The following is a 21138-nucleotide window of genomic DNA, read 5'->3' as shown; positions in this document are numbered from 1 at the left end:
GAAAAGATGACCCGCACCGTCACCGTCGCCGCCACCCAGATGGCCTGCACATGGGACCTCCCCGCCAACATCGCCCGGGCTGAGAAACTCGTGCGCGAGGCTGCGTCCAAAGGCGCGCAGATCGTCCTAATCCAGGAGCTGTTCGAGGCACCCTATTTCTGCCAGGACCAGATCGCGGAGTTCTTCGATCTCGCCAAGCCTGCGCATGACAATGCGTTGATCGAGCATTTCTCAGCACTCGCCGAAGAGCTCAACGTCGTCATTCCCGTCAGCTTCTTCGAAAAGGCGGGGCAGACCTTCTTCAACAGCGTGGCGATCGTCGATGCGACCGGCGACGTGCTCGGCATCTATCGCAAGAGCCATATCCCCGATGGCCCCGGCTATACCGAGAAGTTCTACTTCTCGCCGGGCGATACCGGCTTCGAGGTCTGGGAGACGCGGCATGCGGCGATCGGCGTCGGGATCTGCTGGGACCAGTGGTTCCCGGAAGCCGCACGCGCCATGGCGCTGCAGGGCGCCGAACTTCTGTTCTACCCGACCGCGATCGGCTCGGAGCCGCAGGATGCGAGCCTCGACAGCGCGGGACATTGGCAGAGGGTAATGCAGGGCCACGCGGCCGCGAACATCATGCCGGTCGTCGCCTCCAACCGCATCGGCAAGGAAGACGGTCGCAAGGGCACGTCGCTAACCTTCTACGGCTCGTCCTTCATCTGCGACCAGACCGGCGCGATGGTGGCGACCGCCGACCGGGAGACGGAGACGGTGCTGACCGCGACGTTTGATCTCGACGGCATTGCAAGGCAACGCGCCAGCTGGGGCCTGTTCCGAGACCGCCGGCCGGAGCTTTACGGTCCACTCCTGGGCTACGAGGGCTGAGGCTCAGGCTTTATCTTTTCAGACCTTCGAGCGCGTCGGCGACGATGCCCTCGACCGGCTGGTCGATGGAAACGGTGACAACGCCGGACTCGCCGGTCGGCACTTCGAGTGTGGCGAGCTGACTGTCGAGAAGCCCAAGCGGCATGAAATGGCCAGTGCGCGCGCCCATGCGGCGGCCGAGCAGTTCCCGTGAACCATCGAGATAGACGAACGAGAGACGACCGCCGGTCGCGGCACGCAAGTGCTCGCGATAGATCTTCTTCAGCGCCGAGCAGGAAACGATAATCCCCTCCCCGCGTGCCAAAGCGTCCGCCATGCGCTCGCCGATCACCGTCAACCAGGGCCAGCGATCCTCATCGGTCAGCGGCGTACCGGCGGCCATCTTCGCGACATTGCTTTCGGGATGAAGCACATCCCCCTCGATGAAGGGAAGCCCGAGACGGGCCGCGAGCGCCTCGCCGACCGACGACTTTCCGCAGCCGCTGACGCCCATGACGATCACCGCCTGCGGGGCGGTCAGCTTATTGTCCTGCGGCATGTTCTTCCTCTTGCCTAACCCTCATCCAAGGGTCGCGACAATAGGAAGGTTCAGGCGAAATGCAATCCGCTCTTGCTGGCGGCCTCATTGCCTGAGCGTCGCTCCCTGGTGGCCCGGAGTTCGGACCGGATGGATGCCGCAGTCTTTTCCGCCATCATGATGACAGGAGCATTGGTATTGCCGCCGATCAGGCGCGGCATGACCGAGGCATCGACGACGCGCAGTCCCTCGATGCCCTTCAGCCTGAGATCGGGATCGACCACCGCATCGACATCCGAGCCCATGCGGCAGGTGCCGACGGGGTGATAAATCGTATCGGCCCGGGCGCGGATGGCCGCGTCCAGCTCCGCATCCGAGTTGCCTGCCGGATAGAGTTCCGGTCCGCGATAGCGATCGAATGCGGGGGCAGCCATGATCTCGGCCATCATGCGGGCGCCCTTGCGCAGGGTTTCCAGGTCGCGCGGATCGGAGAGAAAAGCGGGATCGATGAGCGGCGCGGCGGACGGATCGGAACTTGCAAGCCGAACGGCCCCACGCGAATGCGGGCGCAGCACGCAGACATGGCAGGAATAGCCATGGCCCCAGTGCATCTTGCGCACGTGGTCGTCGACCATGGCGACGAGGAAATGTAGCTGGATGTCAGGCCGATCGAGCGACGGATCGGTCTTCAGAAAAGCACCCGATTCCGCGCAGGTCGATCGCAGATGGCCCATGCGCTCCGTGCGCCATTCATTGGCCGCCCGCATCAGATCGCGCGTCGCCATAACCCCCATGCCGAACATGTCGGTGTCCGGCGAGCGGAAGATCATAGTGTAGTCGAGGTGATCCTGGAGGTCGGCGCCTACCTGCGGCCGATCGAGCACCACGGGAATGCCGAGAGAGGTCAGATGATCGGCCGGCCCGATCCCGGACAACATCAGGATCTGTGGCGACTGCAGCGCCCCTGCCGACAGGAGCACCTCGCGTCCCGCACGGACGGTCCGCTCTTCCTTGCCGAAGCGATAGGAGACGCCGACCGCCCTGCCCTGCTCGACCAGGATGCGCGACACATGGGCTTTGGTGATGACAGTCAGATTGCGCCGCGCCATCACGTCGTGGAGATAGGCGGCCGCCGCCGAGCAGCGTTCGCCGCGCTTCGGGCCGTTCCAGAACTGGGTGCCCTGATAGACGCCGGCCCCCTCCTGCGTCGGGCCGTTGAAATCGTCGTTTTGCCGATGCCCCTTCTGCTCGCAGGCCTTCAGGAAGGCCTTGTTGATCGGGCGGGTCCAATTCTGGTCACAGACCTGCAGCGGGCCGCCTCGGCCATGCAGATCGTCGGCGCCACGAATGTTGTCTTCCGACTTCTTGAACCAGGGGAGAACATCGGCCCAGGACCAGCCGTCACAGCCGAGGGAGGCCCATTCGTCGTAATCGCTGGAATGGCCACGGACATAGAGCATGGCGTTGATCAGGCTGGAGCCGCCGAGCCCGCGACCACGCGGCTGGTAGCCGCGGCGACCGTTGAGGCCCGCCTGCGGCACGGTTGAAAAACGCCAGTTGCCGCTCTTCACATGGCCCGGCACGACAGCGGCTGCCGCCATCGGCACTCGGGCGAAAACGCTATCACCCCGACCGCCGGCTTCCAGCAGGCAGACGGTGACCGAAGGATCTTCGCTCAGCCGCGCCGCGAGGACGGAGCCGGCCGATCCGCCGCCGATGATCACATAATCGTACATGCTCCCCCCAGAGACCTGCACCCCGCGGCCCGCCCGCCCCAGACCAATCAGGCAGACTTAAACTGCCGTGTACGTAAACGTAGCAGAGTGTCGAAAGGAAGCAAGACCGGCGCCAGCGACCCCACCGGCAACAAAAAAACCCGCCTTCCGGCGGGTTTGATCAAGTGCAGAATTGAAGATCTTCAGGCGGCCGGTGCGGCAGCCGGTACGCCGGCGACACGGCGCGGCTGCAGATCGTCGATGCCGAGCAGGAAGTTGATCTGCGGACGCGCCTTCACCAGGTCGTCGATCGTGTATTCGGAAAGCACGTCGAAGAAGGCGTTCAGCGCCTTGCGCAGGGCCGAGTTCAGGCCGCAGCTGTCGATCAGCGGGCATTCGACGTCACCGTCATCCTCAAAGCATTCTGCCATGGCGAAGCTGTCTTCCGTCACCTTCACCACATCGAACAGCGTGATCTTTTCGGCCGGGCGGCCAAGGCGCACGCCACCGTTACGACCGCGGACCGTCTCCACCAGACCCGCCTTGTTGAGCGGCTGCAGGATCTTGAACAGGAAGAGTTCCGACACGCCATAGGCCTTGGCGATCTCCGGGATCCGGCTCAGCTGGTCGCTATTGGCTGCGCAATACATCAGCATGCGCACGGCGTAATTTGTCTGTTTTGTCAAACGCATGCACGATTCCTCTGTTTTCTTGCGGCTTATATAGCGCCTTTTGCAGTTTTGAACAATTCCAAAATACTCAAGTTCTGCGACTCACGTGTTGGTGAATAAACTGGACTGCAATTGACAGCTTATCCTATTTCATGAATATGCCCCTCAACAATCCGCGAAGAGGGAGGCCTACCATGACATCCATCCGTACCATCGCACTCGGCGCAGTTTCCGTGCTGGCCCTTTCGGCCGGCTCGGCACTGGCCGACGGCGAAGTCAACATCTATTCCTATCGTCAGCCGGAACTGATCCAGCCGCTGATGGACGCCTTTACCAAGGAAACGGGCATCAAGACCAACGTGCTGTTCCTGGACAAAGGCCTTGTCGAGCGCATCACGGCCGAAGGCGCGAACTCGCCGGCCGACGTCATCCTGACCGTCGACATCGCTCGCCTCACGGAAGCCAAGGATGGCGGCGTGACCCAGCCGTTGAACGACGACGACATCAACAACCAGATCCCGGCGCAGTATCGCGATACGGATGGCAACTGGTTCGGCCTGACGACCCGTGGCCGCGTGCTCTACGCTTCCAAGGATCGCGTCTCCGAAGATGCCATCACCTATGAAGAGCTTGCCGATCCTAAGTGGAAGGGCCGTATCTGCATGCGCGACGGCCAGCACTCCTACAATATCGGCCTGTTTGCCTCGATGGTCGCCCATCACGGTGCCGAATACACCGAGAAGTGGCTCGCTGGCCTGAAGCAGAACCTGGTCAAGAAGCCCGACGGCAATGACCGCGCCCAGGCCAAGGCGATCCATGCCGGCGAATGCGATCTGGGCCTTGCCAACACCTACTATCTCGGTCTGATGAAGACCAACGAGAAGGAGCCGGAAGAAAAGGACTGGGCGGCTTCCGTCAAGGTTCTGTTCCCGAACGCTGCCGACCGCGGTACGCATGTCAACATTTCCGGCATGGCACTTGCCAAGAACGCTCCGAACAAGGACAACGCCGTCAAGCTGATGGAATTCCTGGCTTCCGACGAAGCGCAGACCATCTATGCCGAGCAGGTCTTCGAATATCCTGTTGGTCCCAATGCCAAGGTCTCCGAGATCGTTGCTGGCTTTGGTCCCCTCAAGGCCGACACTCTGCCGCTCGTCGATATCGCCGCAAACCGCAAGACCGCTTCCGAGCTGGTCGACAAGGTCGGTCTGAACGACGGCGCAACGCAGTAAGCTTCGTCAGACTGGTCAAAACAGAAGGGGCGGTCTCGAACCGCCCCTTCTTGCATTTCGGCATATATCATCAGCCGCCTGCCGCTTGGCCTCCGCCTCAGGAGCCGCCGGCCTCTACAGTTTTCGCGTGATTGTCGATCGCCTCGCGGCGCTCACTGGTGCCCGGGTGGGTGGACAGGAAGGAGGAGTCTCCATCGAGACCGAGCTTTTCCTCCAGCCGCGCGAAGAAGCGGCCGATGGCGCGCGGATCGCGGCCGGCCTTGGCCATAAGCTCCACCGAAATGCGGTCGGCTTCGTTTTCCGCATTGCGCGAATGGGAGAGTGACATCAGGGCGGCGCCGTTCGTCAGTATGTCCTCGCCGGCCGCACCGATGTCACCAGCAATCAGCATGATGAGACCCGCCATGCCGGCGGCGCGATAGAGCTGGCGGAGCGAGTGCTCCTCCTCGACATGGCCGATCTCGTGGGCCAGAACCCCGATGATCATGTCCATGTCGCCATCGGCCAGCTCGATCAGTTCGTCGGTGATGACGAGCGTTCCGTCGGGAAGGGCAAACGCGTTCGGGCCGATCGGGCCGCCGTAACGGAAATTCAGGTTGTAGCCGGCAGTGCCCCGGGAGGAAAGCGACGCTACCTGATTGAAGGCCTCGAGGATCTCCGTCTGCCGGGCTTCGGGCAGTCGGCTTTCGCTGAACACCGCCTGGTCGAGCGACAGTAGCGTGCCGCTTGCCATCCACTGGGTGACCGCCGGCGGCGTGACCAGAACGGCGACTTCGACCAAGGCAGGGACCGCATAGCGGTAGATCAGGCCTGCAAGCACGACGACGGCGATGACGAAGGCGACCAGACGGGGGTGAAACCGCTCCATTTCATGAACGCCCCCCTTCTTGCCATGCTTCCTCAGCCAGAGATCAATGGCATCGTTGTCATCGGTCTCGAAGAGCGAGCCGTCTGCGAAAGTGATCCTGCGGGGAACGCGACCGACGCGGGCGGATATTTCCGTCCGCGCCAGGTCTCCCAGCGACACCGGATCGCCTCCGGCGTCGAGCCGGACAAAGAGGGTCTTGCCCTCCGCCAGGAGGACCGCCGGCTCCGACCGGCTTGAGCCGGGAGGATGCCAGCGACCGGAGGCGATGCGCTTGTCGTCAGAAGCCAAAGTCGAACCCTTCGAGATCGAGATATTCTGCCGTCACGGCGGAGCCGGACGCCTGCATCGAGGATACCACATCACCGAGTTCGCCATCGACCACGATGCCGGAATGCTCGATCACATAGCGATGCTCGCGGACCGCTGCCCAGGGCCGCATCAGGCTGAGCGTGAGGACCGTGACAACGAGGTTGGAAACTACGATCCAGAAATAGCGCAGACGGCCGAGGTCGGAAAACAGATGGTGACGTCCGTCAAAGCGGGCAGCATTCATCACCACGTTGCGAACCCCGATGCGGTAGAAGATCGCAGCGATCCCCCAGAGCACCAAGAGCGGGATCAGGGCACCGTAGATGGCCATGATGATCTGCATTTCCAGATCGTTGAAGGCCTCACTTGCTCCTTCGACGGCGCTGTAATAGCCGAAAATGGCGATCCCGCCGCCGATCGCAGCACCGACCAGCATCAGCAGGAAGGCCGGCAGCCAGACGCGGTAGAGCGCACCGATCTTCGGATCCGTCTCGAAGGCCCGGTCGCCGTAGCGAAGGTTGTTGAAGATGTAGCGATAGAGCCAGCGGCTGGCGAAGGGCGCCAGGATACCGAGCGAGAAGAAGGCGATGAGCCCGCCGAAGATGATCGCGACGAAAGCGCCCCAGGTCTTGCCGACGAAATCGAAGCGAATGTTGCGATAGCTCGTGACGCGCGCATTGAAGCGCAGGCTGCGCATGGCGATCCACGGCAGAAGCACGAACATCAGAAGCGCCAGGATACCGCCCGCGATCGGGCTGAAGGTGAGGAGAATGTTGTAGCCAATGATGTAGCCGAAAACGATGGCACGGCCGATGAAGATCTGCAGACCACGGGCGTGGTAATCGAAGGAGTGGCCGTCGATGAACGAATTGCCGTAGAAATAGCGATTGCGCCGGACCTTGGCCCAGGCCGAATAGATCCCGAGCGTCACGATGGTCAGCAGGATGTTGACGATCCAGATCCCGAAATACTCACCGGCGCTGCCGCGAAATTCGCCGCGCCGCAAATTAACCGCACGGCCAAAAACTGCCTCTTGCATGAAATGTCCCTCATAAAATCAAAACCTGCACGTCGCTATCCCCCGCGACGCGCGCCTGAACATTGATCATGAGAGGAACACGCACTCAAGTGCGCTAGGACACTTCCTGTGGCCTTCGGAGATCCCGATCCCAGAGCGTCGATTGCGCTGCCTCACCGCATGCAAACGCCACCCCCTCTTTCGAACGGGTGGCGCTGACATAACCCAAAGCAGGTAGGCTTACTTCATCGTCGGCATGACGAATTCGGCGCCGTCCTTGATGCCGGACGGCCAGCGCGAGGTCACCGTCTTGGTGCGGGTCCAGAACTTGATCGAGTCCGTGCCGTGCTGGTTCAAGTCGCCGAAGGAGGACGACTTCCAGCCACCGAAGGAGTGGTAGGCGAGCGGAACCGGGATCGGCACATTGATGCCGACCATGCCGATGTTGATGCGGCTGGCGAAGTCGCGGGCAGCGTCGCCGTCGCGGGTGTAGATCGCAACACCGTTGCCGTATTCATGCTTCATCGGCAGGTCGAGGGCTTCTTCATAGGTCTTGGCGCGCACGACCGAGAGGACCGGGCCGAAAATTTCTGTCTTGTAGATGTCCATGTCGGGCGTGACGTGATCGAAGAGGCAGCCACCGACGAAATAGCCGTTCTCATAGCCCTGGAGCTTGAAATCGCGGCCATCGACCACGAGCTTGGCGCCGGCTTCGACACCGCTGTCGATCAAACCACGGATGCGCGCCTGGGCTTCCTTGGTGACGACGGGACCGAGATCTGCCTTGTCATCGGTGTAAGGGCCGATGCGCAGGCTTTCCACCATCGGGGTCAGCTTTTCGATCAGGCGGTTGGCGGTTTCTTCACCAACCGGAACGGCGACAGAGATCGCCATGCAGCGCTCGCCGGCCGAGCCGTAGCCGGCGCCCATCAGCGCCTGGGCGGCCTGGTCGAGGTCGGCATCCGGCATGATGATCATGTGGTTCTTGGCGCCGCCGAAGCACTGGGCACGCTTGCCGTTCATCGCCGCCGTTCCATAGACATAACGGGCGATCGGGGTCGAGCCGACGAAGGAGACGGCGGAGATATCCGGATGGGTCAGGATGCCGTCGACGGCCGACTTGTCGCCGTTGACGACGTTGAGGATGCCGGCCGGGAGACCTGCCTCGATCATCAGTTCGGCCAGACGTATCGGAACGGACGGGTCACGCTCGGAAGGCTTCAGGATGAAGGCGTTGCCGCAGGCGATAGCAGGCGCAAACATCCACATCGGGATCATGGCCGGGAAGTTGAACGGCGTGATGCCGGCGCCGATGCCAACAGCCTGGCGGATCGAGTACATGTCGATGTTCGGGCCAGCGCCTTCGGTGAATTCGCTCTTCGACAGATGCGGGATGCCGATGACGAATTCGCAGACTTCCAGACCGCGGACGATATCACCCTTGGCGTCTTCGATGGTCTTGCCGTGTTCGCGCGAGAGAGTCTCGGCGAGTGAATCCATATTGTCGTTCAGGAGCTGAACGAACTTCATGAAGACGCGGGCACGGCGCTGCGGGTTCGTGGCGGCCCACTTGGCCTGGGCTTCCTTGGCATTCTCGACGGCAGCGTTGAGTTCCTCGGCGCTTGCGAGCGACACTTCGCCCTGCACTTCGCCGGTTGCCGGATTATAGATGGGCTGCTTGCGGCCCGAGGTGCCGGCGACATGCTTGCCGCCGATGAAATGACCAACCTGATACATGGGTGTCCTCCTCAATTGTTATGGAGGCAGTATGCGCTTTGATTTCTACAAATCAACGCGATGATTTACGCATCTGTTGTGCAAAAATTAAAGTCACTAAGCTTTTCATGGCCAGAGCGAGGCCTCGATCAGGGCGCGATGGGCGGCGATCCCGGCCATGACGCCGGATGCGCTTGCGAGCGTCGCATTGTGCATTGGACTGGTCGCATCGCCGGCAGCGAAGACACCCGGCTGGCTGGTCACGCCCATCTGGACCTTGATGTGCAGACCCTGCGGCCCTTCTTCGAGCTCCAGGCCGAGTTGCGACGCAAAAGGCGACGAGATCGAAACCTTCGACTGAGCGAACAGGGCATGGATTTCAACCACTCTGCCGTCGGCAAGACGAACAGCCTCCAGTTGCTCTCCTTCACCGATCAGTTCCACCACGCGCTCGGTCTCCATCACTACGCCTCGGGCGAGCAGCATGGCGTGCTGCTCCTCGTCAAAGGTAATTCCGGGTTCAACGAACATGGTCGTCCGGCCCCAATCCGGCAGCATGCTTCCCTGATGGGCTGCAAGCGGCGACGAGGCGAGGATGCCGATCGGACCGCCACCGATCTCGTAGCCGTGGCAATAGGGGCAATGCAGGACCGTGCGGCCCCAACGTTCGGCAAGTCCGGGAATGGATGGCAAGGTGTCGGTCACGCCCAGGGCCAGGACAAGGACGGATGCCTCGATCACTGCGCCGTCAGCCATTGCAAGCCTGAAGCCGCCCAAGCATCGCTCGGCCAAGGCTGCCTCCCCTTCCAGAAGAGTGAAGTTCGGGTAGCGCGCGAGCTGCTGGAGCCCGAGCTGAAGAATGTCTGCGGGGGCGACGCCATCCTGCCCCAAAAAGCCATGCGAGGCTTCGGCAAAGCGATTCCGCGGCTTGCCGGCATCGACCAACAAGACGCGCCGGCGCGCCCGGGTGAGCTGCATGGCGGCCGAGAGACCCGCGAAACTCCCACCCACAACGACTGCATCATACTTCATCGTGCATTCCATCATGTAACTTTCAAAGTCATGTATCTTATTAAGTTACATGACGGAGCCCTGTCAAGTGATGTAACTCGACTTGTTGCGAGAGCTGGCATGGGCTACCGGTGTATGAAAGCAAACCAAGGAGAACCCGATGCGCGGGGATAGCCGCCTGTCCCGCATGCTGCATGTGCTGATCCATCTTGGACGGCGCAGCGAGCCTGCGACCTCCGAGCTGATCGCCAAGATGCTGAACACCAATCCCGTGGTCGTGCGCCGCACCATGGCAGGCTTGCGCGAGCGCGGCTATGTGCAGTCCGAGAAGGGGCATGGCGGCGGGTGGACGCTCACCAAGAGCTTGGACGAGATCAGCCTGCTCGACGTGTATGAAGCGCTCGAGCGACCGGAACTCTTCTGCCTTGTCAGCGCGTCGGACCACGCAGGTTGTCTCGTCGAGATATCGGTCAATGAAGCGCTTGAGGATGCACGGCGGGAGGCCGAGGCGCTGTTGCTTTCCCGGTTTGCAACGCTCAAACTCTCGGACATCGCTGATAACTTCGACCGGCGGTTAGAGATGCTGGGCTTGAGCAGCGGCGCACAAGGTTTCGAAACATGATGCCTCGACCTCAAGCCGAGGAGGCCCGGGCATGAACTGGGATGACGTTCGCATCTTTCTGGCCGTCGCCAGAACCGGCCAGATTCTGGCGGCGTCGCGGCGGCTCGGCCTGAACCATGCGACGCTTTCGCGGCGGCTTACGTCGTTGGAAACCGCCCTCAAGACGCGGCTCTTCATCCGCCGCACGAATGGCTGCGAACTGACCGCCGAGGGCGAGGCCTTTCTCGGATCTGCCGAGCGAATGGAAACCGAAATGCTGGAGGTTCAGGCCCGGCTCGGGCGGACGGACACCCAGGTGGCCGGCACCGTGCGGATCGGCGCGCCCGATGGCTTCGGCGTCTTCTTCCTTGCTTCCCGGCTCGGCACGCTGATCGAGCGCCATCCGGAACTGAAGATCCAGCTCGTGCCTGTGCCCCGCTCCTTTTCGCTGTCACAGCGCGAGGCCGATATCGCGGTCACCCTGGAGCGCCCGGATCAGGGTCGCCTCATCTCGTCCAAGCTCGTGGATTACACGCTCGGCCTCTATGCCTCGAAGCGTTATGCCGAAACAAACGGCCTGCCGGCATCTGCCGAAGACCTCAAGGCCCATCGACGCATCGGCTATGTCGAGGATTTGATCTTCACCCCGTCTCTGAATTTCACCGGCGAGGTGATGCGCGACTGGAATGCCGGCTTCGAGATCTCGTCTGCGATCGGCCAGACGGAGGCGGTGCTGGCGGGTGCGGGCATCGGCATCCTGCATAGCTATATCGCCCGGCAGCATGACGACCTCGTTCGTGTCCTGCCCGAAATCACCATCCGGCGGGCCTACTGGACGACATTCCACGAAAGCGCCCGCGAACTCGTTCGGGTCCGGGCGGTGGTGCAATTCCTGCAGGATGCCGTGGACGAAGATCGCGCGATCTTCAGCTGACAAGGCTCTTCAGCCACAGTGCGTTTTTGAGGACGCTTTTCCGTTGTGATCGACGCAGCTAGACTGCGCTGATCTGATCACCCATGGATACTGACATGCGCCAGCCCTTGCTTCATCTCGGCCTTCCCGCCTTTCTGTTTGCACTCCTTTCGGCACTGCCGGCGAGCGCCCATGTGATGGACGGACCACTCGGCGGTTTTGGATCGGGCTTCGGCCATCCGCTGGCCGGTTTCGACCATCTGCTTGCCATGCTGGCCGTCGGGCTCTGGGGCGCGCAGATGGGCGGGCGATCGGTCTGGACGCTGCCGGCAACATTCCCGATGATCATGTGCATCGGCGGACTGATCGGCATGACCGGCATTTTGCCCGGCCAACCGATCGAATACGGGATCGCCTTGTCGGTCATCGTGCTCGGCGGCGCGATCGCAGCCGCCTGGCGGGCGCCGGAATGGGTGGCGCTGGCGCTGATTGCAGCCTTTGCGCTGATGCATGGCTATCCACATGGCGTTCTGGCACCCCGCGCCAGCGATCCCGCGGCCTTCACCGTCGGCTTCGTCGTGTCGACCGGTGTCATCCACGTCGTCGGCATCGCGATCGGGGCCGCCCTCAGGCCGATCGCCGGTGGAAAGCTGGTCCAGGGCCTCGGCGCAGGCATAGCGCTTGCGGGCTTCTGGTTCCTGTTCGGGCTCGTGACGGGCTGAACCGCCTTTGGCCCTGCAGACCAAGCGTTTTGCTGCATCGCGATAGCACGGTTTCTGTTGACAAACCGGGATCAAACCGCACAAACGACGGCACCGGCTGCGACCGCTCCATCGGCGTGGCCATCGCAACCGTGAACAGCTCAGGCACAGGCTCTCCATGACCACGAATCCCGCACTTCTCGACTTCCAGATCGTTCCGAATGCCTCGCCCATGCCGGAAGCCGAGCGGCTCGCGGCTTTCGAAAACCTGGGCTTTGGAACACTGTTCACCGACCACATGGCGGTTGTGCATTGGCATGTCGACAAGGGCTGGCACAGCCCGGAAGTTTCGGCCCGCAAGCCGTTCCAGATCGATCCGGCGGCAAGCGTTCTGCACTACGCCCAGGAAATCTTCGAGGGCATGAAGGCCTATAAGGGTGCCGACGGTCGCATTACGCTCTTCCGCCCGGAAGAGAATGCCCGCCGCTTCAACAAGTCGGCCGAGCGCATGGCCATGCCCGACGTGCCGGAAGAGCTTTTCCTGAAGGCGGTCGAAGAGCTGGTCAAGATCGACGCCAAATGGGTTCCGGAGGGTGAAGGCAGCCTCTATCTGCGCCCCTTCATGTTCGCCAGCGAAGCCTTCCTCGGCGTCCGCCCTTCGCGCGAATACATCTTCTGCGTCATCGCTTCTCCCGTCGGCCCCTATTTCAAGGGCGGCAGCAAGCCGGTCACGCTGTGGGTCAGCGAGCATTACACGCGCGCAGCCCCTGGCGGTACCGGTGCTGCCAAGTGCGGCGGCAACTATGCGGCCAGCCTTCTTGCCCAGAAGGAAGCGGCAAGCCGCGGCTGCGACCAGGTCGTTTTCCTCGATGCCGCCGAGCACAAGTGGATCGAGGAACTCGGCGGCATGAACGTCTTCTTCGTCATGGACGACAACACCGTCGTCACGCCACCGCTCTCGGGCACGATCCTGCCGGGCATTACGCGCGCCTCGATCATCAAGCTCGCCAACGAGAATGGTTTGAAGGTTGTGGAACGTCCCTATTCCTTCGACGAATGGATGGCGGATGCCCGTAGCGGCAAGCTGCGCGAGGCCTTTGCCTGCGGGACGGCTGCCGTCGTTGCCGCGATCGGCACCGTGCGCCATCCCGGCGGCGAGTTCGTCATCGGCAATGCCGGCACCGGCATCGAAACCGAGAAGCTGCGCAACCAGCTGACCGGCATCCAGCGCGGCTCCGTCGCTGACGTCAATGGCTGGGTAAAGGAAGTCACGCGCGTCTGAGCCCAGAGCGCGCCTGCGCATCTTCGGAAACCCCGTCATGTCAGCATGGCGGGGTTTTTCATGACTGGATCAATGCGGATGGACAGACAGAGCGGCCTAGTCGTGAAGGCCCAGGAAATGGTGTCTGTCGGCCACCGCCGCCGTTCGCCAATTGCGGATGCGAGCCCCGACCTCTTTATCTCGCCTCCAGATCACCTGCGCGTGCAGCACGCCGAAGCGCCCGGAATGCAGGACGAAGGCCTCGCGATCGCCGAGCATCAGCCCGTCTCTCAGTTCCAGTCTCAGTCCCTTCGGGCTCCAGTCGGAAATGAAGGCGCGGAAGTGGCAGCCGAACATCAGCACCAGCGAACTCAGTTCGCAGCACCGCCGCATCTCATTCCGTCGTTCCATCTAGGGCCTCCATTCAGACGCAGAGGACCAGAGCAGGAAGTCGCAGCCGGCGAAAGGACCAAGTGTTAGAGGCCTTTCATTCGGGTAAACGGAATCGATCGCATTTGAGCGATGCCGGATGGCGCCAAAACGCAGTGCGTCTCTCAGGAGCAGATACCAGATAGATATGTGGAGAAAATGGTACGGTTGGGGGGTCTCGAACCTCCGACCTCAGGTGCCACAAACCTGCGCTCTAACCAACTGAGCTACAACCGCACATGACCGCGTCGCTGACGCCGTCGAGGGGTCACATACGAGCAGATGGATTTTTTTTCAAGCCCTTTCTGCGCATTGCGTGAAAAGGCTCTGGAAATGAAAAAGGCCGGGCGCTGTGCCCGGCCTCTAGATCCTTGGGAGGATTTTCACCAATCGCGGTCGATCAGGCGACCTTGAGCGAGGACATGACCTTTTCGGCAGCTTCCTTGCCCGGCTTGGTCATCGTTTCGGCAACCTTCTTGGCGGTTTCCTGGATCGACTTGGCCTGTTCGATCGTCACTTCAGCCTGCTTGCGGATGAAGGCGGTCTGGAGTTCGACCAGTTCAGCCATGGACTTCACGCCGAGAAGCGCTTCCATGTGCGAGAGCGAGAGATCGGCATTGGTGCGCATCGCGTCGATGGCCTTGAGGCCGAGTTCGACGGTGCCGGCCTGGGCCGTCTGGACAGTCGCTTCCACGGTCTTCGTGGCTTCTTCCGTGGCAGACTTCATCTTGGCATAGGCTTCCTTCGACTGAACTGCGCCCTTTTCGGCGAAGTCACGGAAGCTTTCCTGCATCTTCGAAGGATCGAAGGAGGAGAAAGAGAAGATATCCTTGGTGTTCATGATGCATTTCCTCTTGTCGCGGGATCTCGGCGACCCCTTCGTTTCATTCATGAACCCTATATAGCACCTCATATTGTGCATTGCAATATCATTGTGCACTGCACAATTAGATTTTCTGCATGTTGAAAACCGCGGCGGATTAACCTTATCAATCGAAAGGGTGCCGACTTTCTGGACCCAAAGGCACTGCCTAGCTATTAAAAATCTGTTAATTTGCTTGCAGGTCATGAAGCGACAGGTCCCGAAATGCCCGCTCAATACCCATTCATCGATGTCGCCGTGCACGACCTCATCCGACCGCGTCTGGCGCGGGGCGAGGCGCTCGTGCTGTTTGCGCCGGGACTGGAACGGGTTCTCTGGTGCAACGGCGCCGGTGCGCGCTTCTTCGGCGCCGACTCGATCTACGACTTTCTCGAGGAAGGCCCTAACCGTTCCGACATCACCTTCCGGCAGCTCGAAACGGTTGCCCGCCAGCTGTCAGCGCCGGGCGACAGCCGCAGCCTGATGCTGCGCATCACCTCGGGCTTCCAGAAGCTGCCGATCACGGCCTCTGCCGACTGCATCGAGATTCGCAAGAGTGAGCCGGTGATCCTGCTCTCGCTGCCGGCCCTCAAGCGCGCGAGCGGGGACAAGCAGCTGGCCCAGGAGCTGATGAGCGGCTTTGACGATCCGGACACGCATATGGCGGTGCTCGATGGCGAGGGCGGCCTGGTTGCAAGCTCCAACGGCTTCCCGAGCCTCGGCATTACGCCGCAGACGGCGCGCATGCTGATCAACCTGGTCGAGGCGGATGGAGACCGGCTCGTCAAGCGGCCGATCCCGACGGGCCGGGGCTATCTCCCGGCCGCTATCGGCAAGATCTCGGACGCGCCGGCGCTCCATCTTCTGTTTGCCGTCGAGACGATCCTCGGCCAGATGGACCCGAGTGACGACTTTGCGGAAGACAAGGAGCAGGATCTGCCGACCGCGATCGCCGAGCCTGTCCGGGCCGACGACACTGTCGAAGACGAGACCGAGACGGAGACGGAGACGGAGACGGAGACGGAGACGGAGACGGAGACGGAGACGGAAGACTTCGCAATCTCCGCGGATCAGTCAATGGCAGAAGCGGCCGAACTCCCCTCGCCTGCGGCCCCCTTCGAGAGCGTGATTGCCGCCCTTGGAGATATCGAGGAGATCGAACCGGAAACCGACGCATTCGACGAGCAGGACGAAACGGTGGACGAGGATGTCGAGCTCGCGGATGAGACCGAAGATGCGCTCGCAAGCGAGCCGGATCTGCCCACCTCAGAGACGACCGAACAGTCCGACGAACCGCCTGTGATCGCGGCAGCGGACATGTCCGCGACCAATGAAATCGTTGAGCCCGTTGAGCCCCCCGCTGCGGCGACCGTCGCGCCGACGAGCAGGCTCGCGGACGAACACATCGACGGCGAAGGCTTCGCGTTTCGTCAGGATCGGCGCGCCACACGCTTCGTCTGGAAGATCGATGCTGAGGGCCGCTTCAGCGAAGTTTCCGCGGAGTTCGCCCAGGCGGTCGGTCCGCGTGCGGCCGATATCGAGGGCGTCGCCTTCTCCGATCTTGCAGCCCTTTTCAACCTCGATCCGGACGGCAAGATCGGCGAGCTTCTCAAGAAGCGCGACACATGGTCCGGCAAGACGATCTACTGGCCCGTCGAAGGAACCCGGCTGGTCGTGCCCGTCGATCTGGCGGCCCTGCCGACCTATACGCGCAATCGCGAATTCGACGGTTTCCGCGGCTTCGGGATCGTCAGGGTCGCCGACGCACAGGACGATCCGGACGCGATCGGCATGACCTTTGTCGAGCAGCAGCCTACCGTCGATACGCCTGAGGAACTGCCGACCGGTATGCATAGCGACCGGGACGAGGAGCTCGCGGAGTTCCTGAGTGAACTCAGCGAAGGCGAGATCCATCCCCCGGAAGACTATGTCGAAGAGCAGATAGCCGAAGCTGGCGAACAAATCCTCGATGACCTAATCGATGCGGATGATGAAAACGACGTTATCGACGAGGTTCAGCCGAGTGTGGAAGCAGAAGGCACCGAGGAGCCTGCGCCCTCACGCCCTGTTGACTTCGAGCCACCGGTGCTGCGGATCATGGAGCCGCGAAAACCCAGTCTGCCGGACAAGGTCGTGCAGTTGCAGGATCATCGCGTCCGTCAGCGCGACAGCCTGACACCCGGCGAACAGGCGGCATTCCAGGAGATCGCCCGTAAGCTCGATCCGCTGAGCCTCAGGGCGAAGGTCGAGCAGTCGCTTGCGCCTTCCGAACCGCCTGTATTGCGGGAGCAGCCGTCCACGCCTTCACCGAAAACGCCAGAGCCCAGCCAGCCGGAGCCTGCAAGCGCGGTCACGCCGACCGAGCCGAGCGCATCCGTTTCCGAACTGGCTGTCGAAGCGAGCTTGCCAGCTTTCGCAACGGATCGGCCGGCCGGAAAACGCGAACGCAGCCTGACCGCCGATATCATCGACCTGATGCCTGTCGCGCTTTTGGTGCATGTCGGCGATCGGCTGATCCACGCCAATCCGGAATTTTTCGCGCTGACGGGCTACAAGACGTTGGGCGAACTTGACGAGGCCGGCGGTCTCGACACGCTGATCCAGCGTCGTGATCTGGAAGAGCCCGGTGACGAGGCAGGCCAGGTCGTGGCGCTCTGTGCCGATGATCGCCTGCTGCCGGTCACCGCACGGCTGCAGTCCGTGCGCTTCGCGGAAACCACCGCCCTGATGCTGGCACTGATCGCCCAGCCTGAGGAACAGGTCCGGCCGGACGTGCCAGCCGAGCCCGAGATGGAGATTGTTGCCCCTGTCGCGACACCGGCGCAGGCGGGCGAAGTCGCGCGTCTGAAGGTCGAGATCGACGAGTTACGTTCGATCCTGGAAACCGCGACCGACGGCGTGGTGATCCTCGATTCCGACGGAGACATCCGTTCGATGAACCGTGCGGCAAGCGCGCTCTTCAACTTCGACGACATGGAAACGCGCGGCAAACCCTTCGTCATGCTGTTTGCGCATGAGAGCCAGAAGTCGATCCTCGACTATCTGAACGGGCTTTCCGGTCATGGCGTCGCCAGCGTCCTCAACGACGGGCGCGAAGTGATCGGCCGCGAGGCCTCGGGCGGTTTCCTGCCGCTGTTCATGACCATTGGCAGGCTCAACTCGTCCAACGGCTATTGCGCCGTCATTCGCGACATCACGCAATGGAAGCGGACCGAGGAAGAGTTGCGCAATGCAAAACGCGCAGCTGAGACGGCCAACGCCCACAAGACCGACTTCCTGGCCCGTGTCAGCCACGAGATCCGCACGCCGCTCAACGCCATCATCGGCTTTGCCGACATGATGGCCAACGAGCATTTCGGTCCCGTCGGTCATCCGCGCTACGGCGAATATGCCCATGACATCGTGCGCTCGGGCCGACATGTGCTCGACATCGTCAACGACCTGCTCGACATTTCCAAGATCGAGGCGGGCGAGATGGAGCTCGACTTCTCCTCTGTGGGTCTGAACGAGGCCGTGCAGGCGGCGGTATCGATCGTGCAGCCGCAGGCGAATGGCCAGCGGGTGATCATCCGGACCGCACTGTCGCAGGCCGTGCCGAATGTCGTGGCCGACGGGCGATCGATCAAGCAGATCGTGCTCAACATCCTGGCGAATGCCATCCGCTTCACGCCGTCCGGCGGGCAAATCATCGTTTCGACAGCCTATGAGGCGAATGGCAGCGTCGTGCTTCGGATCCGGGACACCGGGATCGGCATGTCGCGCAGTGAACTCGAGCAGGCGATGAAGCCTTTCCGGCAGGTTTCGACCGGCACGCCGCGCAATCGCGGCGACGGCACCGGTCTCGGCCTGCCGCTGACCAAGGCCATGGTCGATGCCAACCGGGCCCAGTTTGCGATCTCGTCGACGCCGAACGAAGGCACGCTGGTCGAGGTGACCTTTCCGTCGCCGAGGGTCTTGGCAGACTGACATCATGAAATGACCGCGAATTCGGGGAAAACAGCATGACGGCATTCGGTATTCTCCTTGGCATTGCCGTCGCCATCGCGATCGGCGCGATGAGCCCAGGGCCAAGCTTCGTGCTGGTGTCGCGGATCTCGCTTTCCAATACGCGATTGCATGGACTTGCGGCAGCTATCGGGATGGGGCTTGGCGGGGCTCTCTTTGCGGTTCTGGCGCTGGCTGGCCTGATTGCCCTGCTCGAACGGGTAGAATGGCTCTATCTGGTTCTCAAGGTCGCGGGCGGGCTCTATCTCGTCTATCTGGGTGTGATGATCTGGCGCGGCGCAGCTGCGCCGCTCTCGGTCGGATCGGCAGAGGGGAGGAGCATGCGCTCGCTGCCCGGCTCTCTGGCGCTCGGCTTCGTCACGCAGATCAGCAATCCGAAGACTGCCGTGGTCTATGCCAGCATCTTTGCTGCCCTGATGCCACAGAACCCGCCACTCATGGTAGTTCTGGCACTGCCGCCAGCGATCTTTCTGATCGAGGCCGGGTGGTATGCCATCGTTGCGATCGCCTTCTCGGTGCCGCGATCGCAACGCGCCTATCTCAACGCAAAACTCTGGGTCGATCGCCTCGCTGGCGCCGTTATCGGTGCACTTGGGCTGCGATTGATCGGCGAAAGTCTGACACATCTGCGGCGCTGACTGCACCGCGACAGTCGGGCCGGTTTTCATCGCCCTCGCTTTCCGCTAGAGGAAAGCCATTCCCGCATTCGCAAGGGCCGACCGTTTGTCCACATTGCCGCGCACGGGCACAGCCCACTCCGTTTCGCCCAAGGGCACGCATGCCAGCAGACGCATGGGATCGGCAACATTGGCTGCGCTGATTGCCGCGGCGGTCGTCGTCATGCCGATCGTGGCGATCTTCGTCATCGGCTTCTCGGCCGAGCCCGACAACTGGCAGCACATGATGTCGAATGTCATCCCGCGCGCCGGTGTCAGGACCTTCTGGCTACTGCTGTTTACCGGCCTCGTAACAGCGGTGGTCGGGGTCGGCACGGCATGGCTGGTCACGGCATGCGATTTCCCGCTCCGCCGCCTCCTCTCCCCCGCCCTCGTTCTGCCACTCGCCATTCCCTCCTATCTGGCTGCCTATGCCTTCGGGGAGTTTCTGGATTTCACGGGACCGCTGCAGACAACCTATAGGGCAATCTTCGGCTTCACGTCGTCGCGCGAATACAGCTTCTTCGATGTGAAATCGCTGTCGGGCGCCGTGCTGGTCATGTCGGCGGTGCTCTACCCTTACGTCTACCTCGCCTGTCGGTCGATGTTCCTGATGCAGGGACGCGCGGCAGCCGATGTCGCCCGCACGCTTGGCTCCAGCCCCTTCAGGGTGTTTGCCCGCATCCAAGTACCGATGGCACGCCCAGCGATCATGATCGGCCTGACGCTTGTTATGATGGAGACGCTGAACGACATCGGCGCGGTGGAATATCTCGGCGTGCAGACACTGACTTTTTCGGTCTACGACACCTGGCTCAACCGCGGCAGTCTGGCGGGTGCAGCGCAGATCGCCTGCGTCATGCTGGTGATCGTTGCGGGGCTGCTGATCGTGGAGCGGATGGCCCGCCGTCAACAGCGTTTCACCAGCCACAAGACGACGGCCATCGTCCCAGATGCCATCCGGCTGCGGCTAAAGGGATTGAAAGCGGGGCTTGCGGTGGTCTTCTGCCTTCTGCCCATCCTCGTCGGCTTCGCCGTGCCGGTCTTCGTGCTCGGCAGGTTTGCGCTCCGTCGTCTCGACGATTTCCTCGAGCCCCGTCTGCTTGATGCCCTCTGGAACTCGACGCTCGTGTCTTCGGCTGCTGCGCTAATCACGGTCATTCTGGCCTTCGTGCTCTCCTATGCCGCGCGGACAGACCGTTCGCGCCTGGCGAAGGGTGCGGGACGACTTGCCTCGCTCGGCTATGGCATTCCCGGCACGGTGCTGGGCATCGGGGTCCTGATCCCGTTTGCGAGCTTCGACAATGCCGTAGACGGCTGGCTGCGTGTCAATATGGGCATTTCGACCGGCCTTCTTCTGTCCGGCACCGGCTTTGCGATCGTCTATGCCTATACCGTCCGCTTTCTGACGATGGCGGAAGGCACTGTTGATGCGGGCTTCCAGAAGCTCTCGCCGCATCTCGACATGGCGGCACGCACGCTTGGCCGCTCTGGCCTGCAGACGTTGCGCCAGGTGTTGCTTCCCAACCTGCGTCCGGCCGTTCTGACTGCGGCCCTGCTCGTTTTCATCGAGACGCTGAAGGAACTCTCAGCCACGATCCTGCTCAGGCCATTCAACTTCAATACGCTGGCCACACTGGTCTATGAAGATGCCTCGCGTGGCATGGCACAGGATGCCTCGGTGGCTGCGATCATCATTATTGCTGCCGGCCTGATCCCGGTGATCCTGGTTTCCCGATCGCTCGACGAAAGGCGTTGACCCGGCTTCGCAGAACAA

18 protein-coding genes and 1 tRNA gene are annotated in these 21138 nt (G+C 62.0%); 9 read left to right on the top strand and 10 right to left on the bottom strand.

What is annotated here, in order from left to right; all coding sequences use genetic code 11:
- The first annotated feature begins 6 nt into the window (after positions 1-6).
- Positions 7-876, top strand: coding sequence for an N-carbamoylputrescine amidase (gene aguB / locus QWE_RS12250; protein ID WP_006726444.1), 870 nt, complete (start codon positions 7-9; stop codon positions 874-876).
- Positions 877-886: 10 nt separating this feature from the next.
- Here aguB and QWE_RS12245 read toward each other — a convergent pair whose 3' ends face one another.
- The 3 genes from QWE_RS12245 to rirA form a co-directional block, all read right to left on the bottom strand.
- Positions 887-1414 (bottom strand): gluconokinase, encoded by a 528-nt coding sequence (locus QWE_RS12245; RefSeq protein WP_006726443.1) that lies wholly within the window; start codon positions 1412-1414, stop codon positions 887-889.
- A gap of 50 nt (positions 1415-1464) precedes the next feature.
- Positions 1465-3129 carry a GMC family oxidoreductase gene (locus QWE_RS12240; protein ID WP_006726442.1) on the bottom strand — a complete coding sequence of 555 codons (1665 nt, stop codon included), beginning with the start codon at positions 3127-3129 and terminating at the stop codon, positions 1465-1467.
- Between the two features lie 182 nt (positions 3130-3311).
- Complete coding sequence (gene rirA, locus QWE_RS12235) at positions 3312-3800, bottom strand: iron-responsive transcriptional regulator RirA (protein WP_006726441.1); 489 nt, start codon at positions 3798-3800, stop codon at positions 3312-3314.
- Between the two features lie 173 nt (positions 3801-3973).
- Between rirA and QWE_RS12230 the strand changes: the two genes are divergently transcribed.
- Positions 3974-5011 carry a Fe(3+) ABC transporter substrate-binding protein gene (locus tag QWE_RS12230; RefSeq protein WP_006726440.1) on the top strand — a complete coding sequence of 346 codons (1038 nt, stop codon included), beginning with the start codon at positions 3974-3976 and terminating at the stop codon, positions 5009-5011.
- 97 nt (positions 5012-5108) lie between these two features.
- On the opposite strand, the gene QWE_RS12225 is transcribed toward QWE_RS12230, so the two are convergent.
- The 4 genes from QWE_RS12225 to QWE_RS12210 all read right to left on the bottom strand — a co-directional run bounded on the left by QWE_RS12225 (position 5109) and on the right by QWE_RS12210 (position 9954).
- Complete coding sequence (locus QWE_RS12225; RefSeq protein ID WP_006726439.1) at positions 5109-6167, bottom strand: M48 family metallopeptidase; 1059 nt, start codon at positions 6165-6167, stop codon at positions 5109-5111.
- Positions 6157-7227, bottom strand: coding sequence for a YjgN family protein (locus QWE_RS12220; RefSeq protein WP_006726438.1), 1071 nt, complete (start codon positions 7225-7227; stop codon positions 6157-6159). Before QWE_RS12220 ends, QWE_RS12225 begins: the two co-directional genes overlap by 11 nt.
- 219 nt (positions 7228-7446) lie before the next feature.
- Positions 7447-8943 carry a CoA-acylating methylmalonate-semialdehyde dehydrogenase gene (locus tag QWE_RS12215; RefSeq protein WP_006726437.1) on the bottom strand — a complete coding sequence of 499 codons (1497 nt, stop codon included), beginning with the start codon at positions 8941-8943 and terminating at the stop codon, positions 7447-7449.
- A gap of 105 nt (positions 8944-9048) precedes the next feature.
- The gene (locus tag QWE_RS12210) at positions 9049-9954 is read right to left on the bottom strand and encodes an NAD(P)/FAD-dependent oxidoreductase (RefSeq protein ID WP_006726436.1); all 906 of its coding nucleotides are present in this window, start codon (positions 9952-9954) and stop codon (positions 9049-9051) included.
- Positions 9955-10093: 139 nt separating this feature from the next.
- On the opposite strand from QWE_RS12210, the gene QWE_RS12205 reads away from it, so the two are divergent.
- From QWE_RS12205 to QWE_RS12190, 4 genes are all read left to right on the top strand, one after another.
- Positions 10094-10555, top strand: coding sequence for an Rrf2 family transcriptional regulator (locus QWE_RS12205; RefSeq protein WP_006726435.1), 462 nt, complete (start codon positions 10094-10096; stop codon positions 10553-10555).
- A gap of 31 nt (positions 10556-10586) precedes the next feature.
- Positions 10587-11468: a LysR family transcriptional regulator gene (locus QWE_RS12200; RefSeq protein WP_006726434.1), complete on the top strand. Its 882-nt coding sequence runs from the start codon at positions 10587-10589 to the stop codon at positions 11466-11468.
- A gap of 95 nt (positions 11469-11563) precedes the next feature.
- Entirely contained in the window at positions 11564-12169 is a 606-nt protein-coding gene (locus QWE_RS12195; protein WP_006726433.1) for a HupE/UreJ family protein, read from the top strand.
- Positions 12170-12326: 157 nt separating this feature from the next.
- Entirely contained in the window at positions 12327-13430 is a 1104-nt protein-coding gene (locus QWE_RS12190) for a branched-chain amino acid aminotransferase (protein ID WP_006726432.1), read from the top strand.
- A gap of 96 nt (positions 13431-13526) precedes the next feature.
- Here QWE_RS12190 and QWE_RS12185 read toward each other — a convergent pair whose 3' ends face one another.
- The 3 genes from QWE_RS12185 to QWE_RS12175 form a co-directional block, all read right to left on the bottom strand.
- Entirely contained in the window at positions 13527-13820 is a 294-nt protein-coding gene (locus QWE_RS12185) for a PilZ domain-containing protein (RefSeq protein WP_006726431.1), read from the bottom strand.
- 178 nt (positions 13821-13998) lie between these two features.
- Positions 13999-14075, bottom strand: a tRNA-His gene (locus tag QWE_RS12180).
- 163 nt (positions 14076-14238) lie between these two features.
- Positions 14239-14679: a phasin gene (locus QWE_RS12175; protein ID WP_006726430.1), complete on the bottom strand. Its 441-nt coding sequence runs from the start codon at positions 14677-14679 to the stop codon at positions 14239-14241.
- 246 nt (positions 14680-14925) lie between these two features.
- On the opposite strand from QWE_RS12175, the gene QWE_RS12170 reads away from it, so the two are divergent.
- The 3 genes from QWE_RS12170 to QWE_RS12160 all read left to right on the top strand — a co-directional run bounded on the left by QWE_RS12170 (position 14926) and on the right by QWE_RS12160 (position 21120).
- Complete coding sequence (locus QWE_RS12170) at positions 14926-18666, top strand: ATP-binding protein (RefSeq protein WP_040300096.1); 3741 nt, start codon at positions 14926-14928, stop codon at positions 18664-18666.
- Positions 18667-18701: 35 nt separating this feature from the next.
- Positions 18702-19343 carry a LysE family translocator gene (locus QWE_RS12165; protein ID WP_006726428.1) on the top strand — a complete coding sequence of 214 codons (642 nt, stop codon included), beginning with the start codon at positions 18702-18704 and terminating at the stop codon, positions 19341-19343.
- Positions 19344-19497: 154 nt separating this feature from the next.
- A complete protein-coding gene (locus tag QWE_RS12160; protein ID WP_006726427.1) occupies positions 19498-21120 on the top strand; it encodes an ABC transporter permease in 1623 nt (540 codons plus the stop codon).
- Positions 21121-21138: the final 18 nt, after the last annotated feature.

This window comes from Agrobacterium albertimagni AOL15 (assembly GCF_000300855.1).
GTDB classification, from domain to species: Bacteria; Pseudomonadota; Alphaproteobacteria; order Rhizobiales; family Rhizobiaceae; genus Allorhizobium; species Allorhizobium albertimagni.
This window is presented reverse-complemented; position numbering and strand designations above follow the sequence as displayed.

What these genes read in the sequence shown, in the direction of transcription:
- aguB (WP_006726444.1), top strand. Translation starts at nt 7, where the DNA reads ATGACCCGCACCGTCACCGTCGCCGCCACCCAGATGGCCTGCACATGG.
- QWE_RS12245 (WP_006726443.1), bottom strand. Translation starts at nt 1,414, where the DNA reads ATGCCGCAGGACAATAAGCTGACCGCCCCGCAGGCGGTGATCGTCATG.
- QWE_RS12240 (WP_006726442.1), bottom strand. Translation starts at nt 3,129, where the DNA reads ATGTACGATTATGTGATCATCGGCGGCGGATCGGCCGGCTCCGTCCTC.
- rirA (WP_006726441.1), bottom strand. Translation starts at nt 3,800, where the DNA reads ATGCGTTTGACAAAACAGACAAATTACGCCGTGCGCATGCTGATGTAT.
- QWE_RS12230 (WP_006726440.1), top strand. Translation starts at nt 3,974, where the DNA reads ATGACATCCATCCGTACCATCGCACTCGGCGCAGTTTCCGTGCTGGCC.
- QWE_RS12220 (WP_006726438.1), bottom strand. Translation starts at nt 7,227, where the DNA reads ATGCAAGAGGCAGTTTTTGGCCGTGCGGTTAATTTGCGGCGCGGCGAA.
- QWE_RS12215 (WP_006726437.1), bottom strand. Translation starts at nt 8,943, where the DNA reads ATGTATCAGGTTGGTCATTTCATCGGCGGCAAGCATGTCGCCGGCACC.
- QWE_RS12210 (WP_006726436.1), bottom strand. Translation starts at nt 9,954, where the DNA reads ATGAAGTATGATGCAGTCGTTGTGGGTGGGAGTTTCGCGGGTCTCTCG.
- QWE_RS12205 (WP_006726435.1), top strand. Translation starts at nt 10,094, where the DNA reads ATGCGCGGGGATAGCCGCCTGTCCCGCATGCTGCATGTGCTGATCCAT.
- QWE_RS12200 (WP_006726434.1), top strand. Translation starts at nt 10,587, where the DNA reads ATGAACTGGGATGACGTTCGCATCTTTCTGGCCGTCGCCAGAACCGGC.
- QWE_RS12195 (WP_006726433.1), top strand. Translation starts at nt 11,564, where the DNA reads ATGCGCCAGCCCTTGCTTCATCTCGGCCTTCCCGCCTTTCTGTTTGCA.
- QWE_RS12190 (WP_006726432.1), top strand. Translation starts at nt 12,327, where the DNA reads ATGACCACGAATCCCGCACTTCTCGACTTCCAGATCGTTCCGAATGCC.
- QWE_RS12185 (WP_006726431.1), bottom strand. Translation starts at nt 13,820, where the DNA reads ATGGAACGACGGAATGAGATGCGGCGGTGCTGCGAACTGAGTTCGCTG.
- QWE_RS12175 (WP_006726430.1), bottom strand. Translation starts at nt 14,679, where the DNA reads ATGAACACCAAGGATATCTTCTCTTTCTCCTCCTTCGATCCTTCGAAG.
- QWE_RS12170 (WP_040300096.1), top strand. Translation starts at nt 14,926, where the DNA reads ATGCCCGCTCAATACCCATTCATCGATGTCGCCGTGCACGACCTCATC.
- QWE_RS12165 (WP_006726428.1), top strand. Translation starts at nt 18,702, where the DNA reads ATGACGGCATTCGGTATTCTCCTTGGCATTGCCGTCGCCATCGCGATC.
- QWE_RS12160 (WP_006726427.1), top strand. Translation starts at nt 19,498, where the DNA reads ATGGGATCGGCAACATTGGCTGCGCTGATTGCCGCGGCGGTCGTCGTC.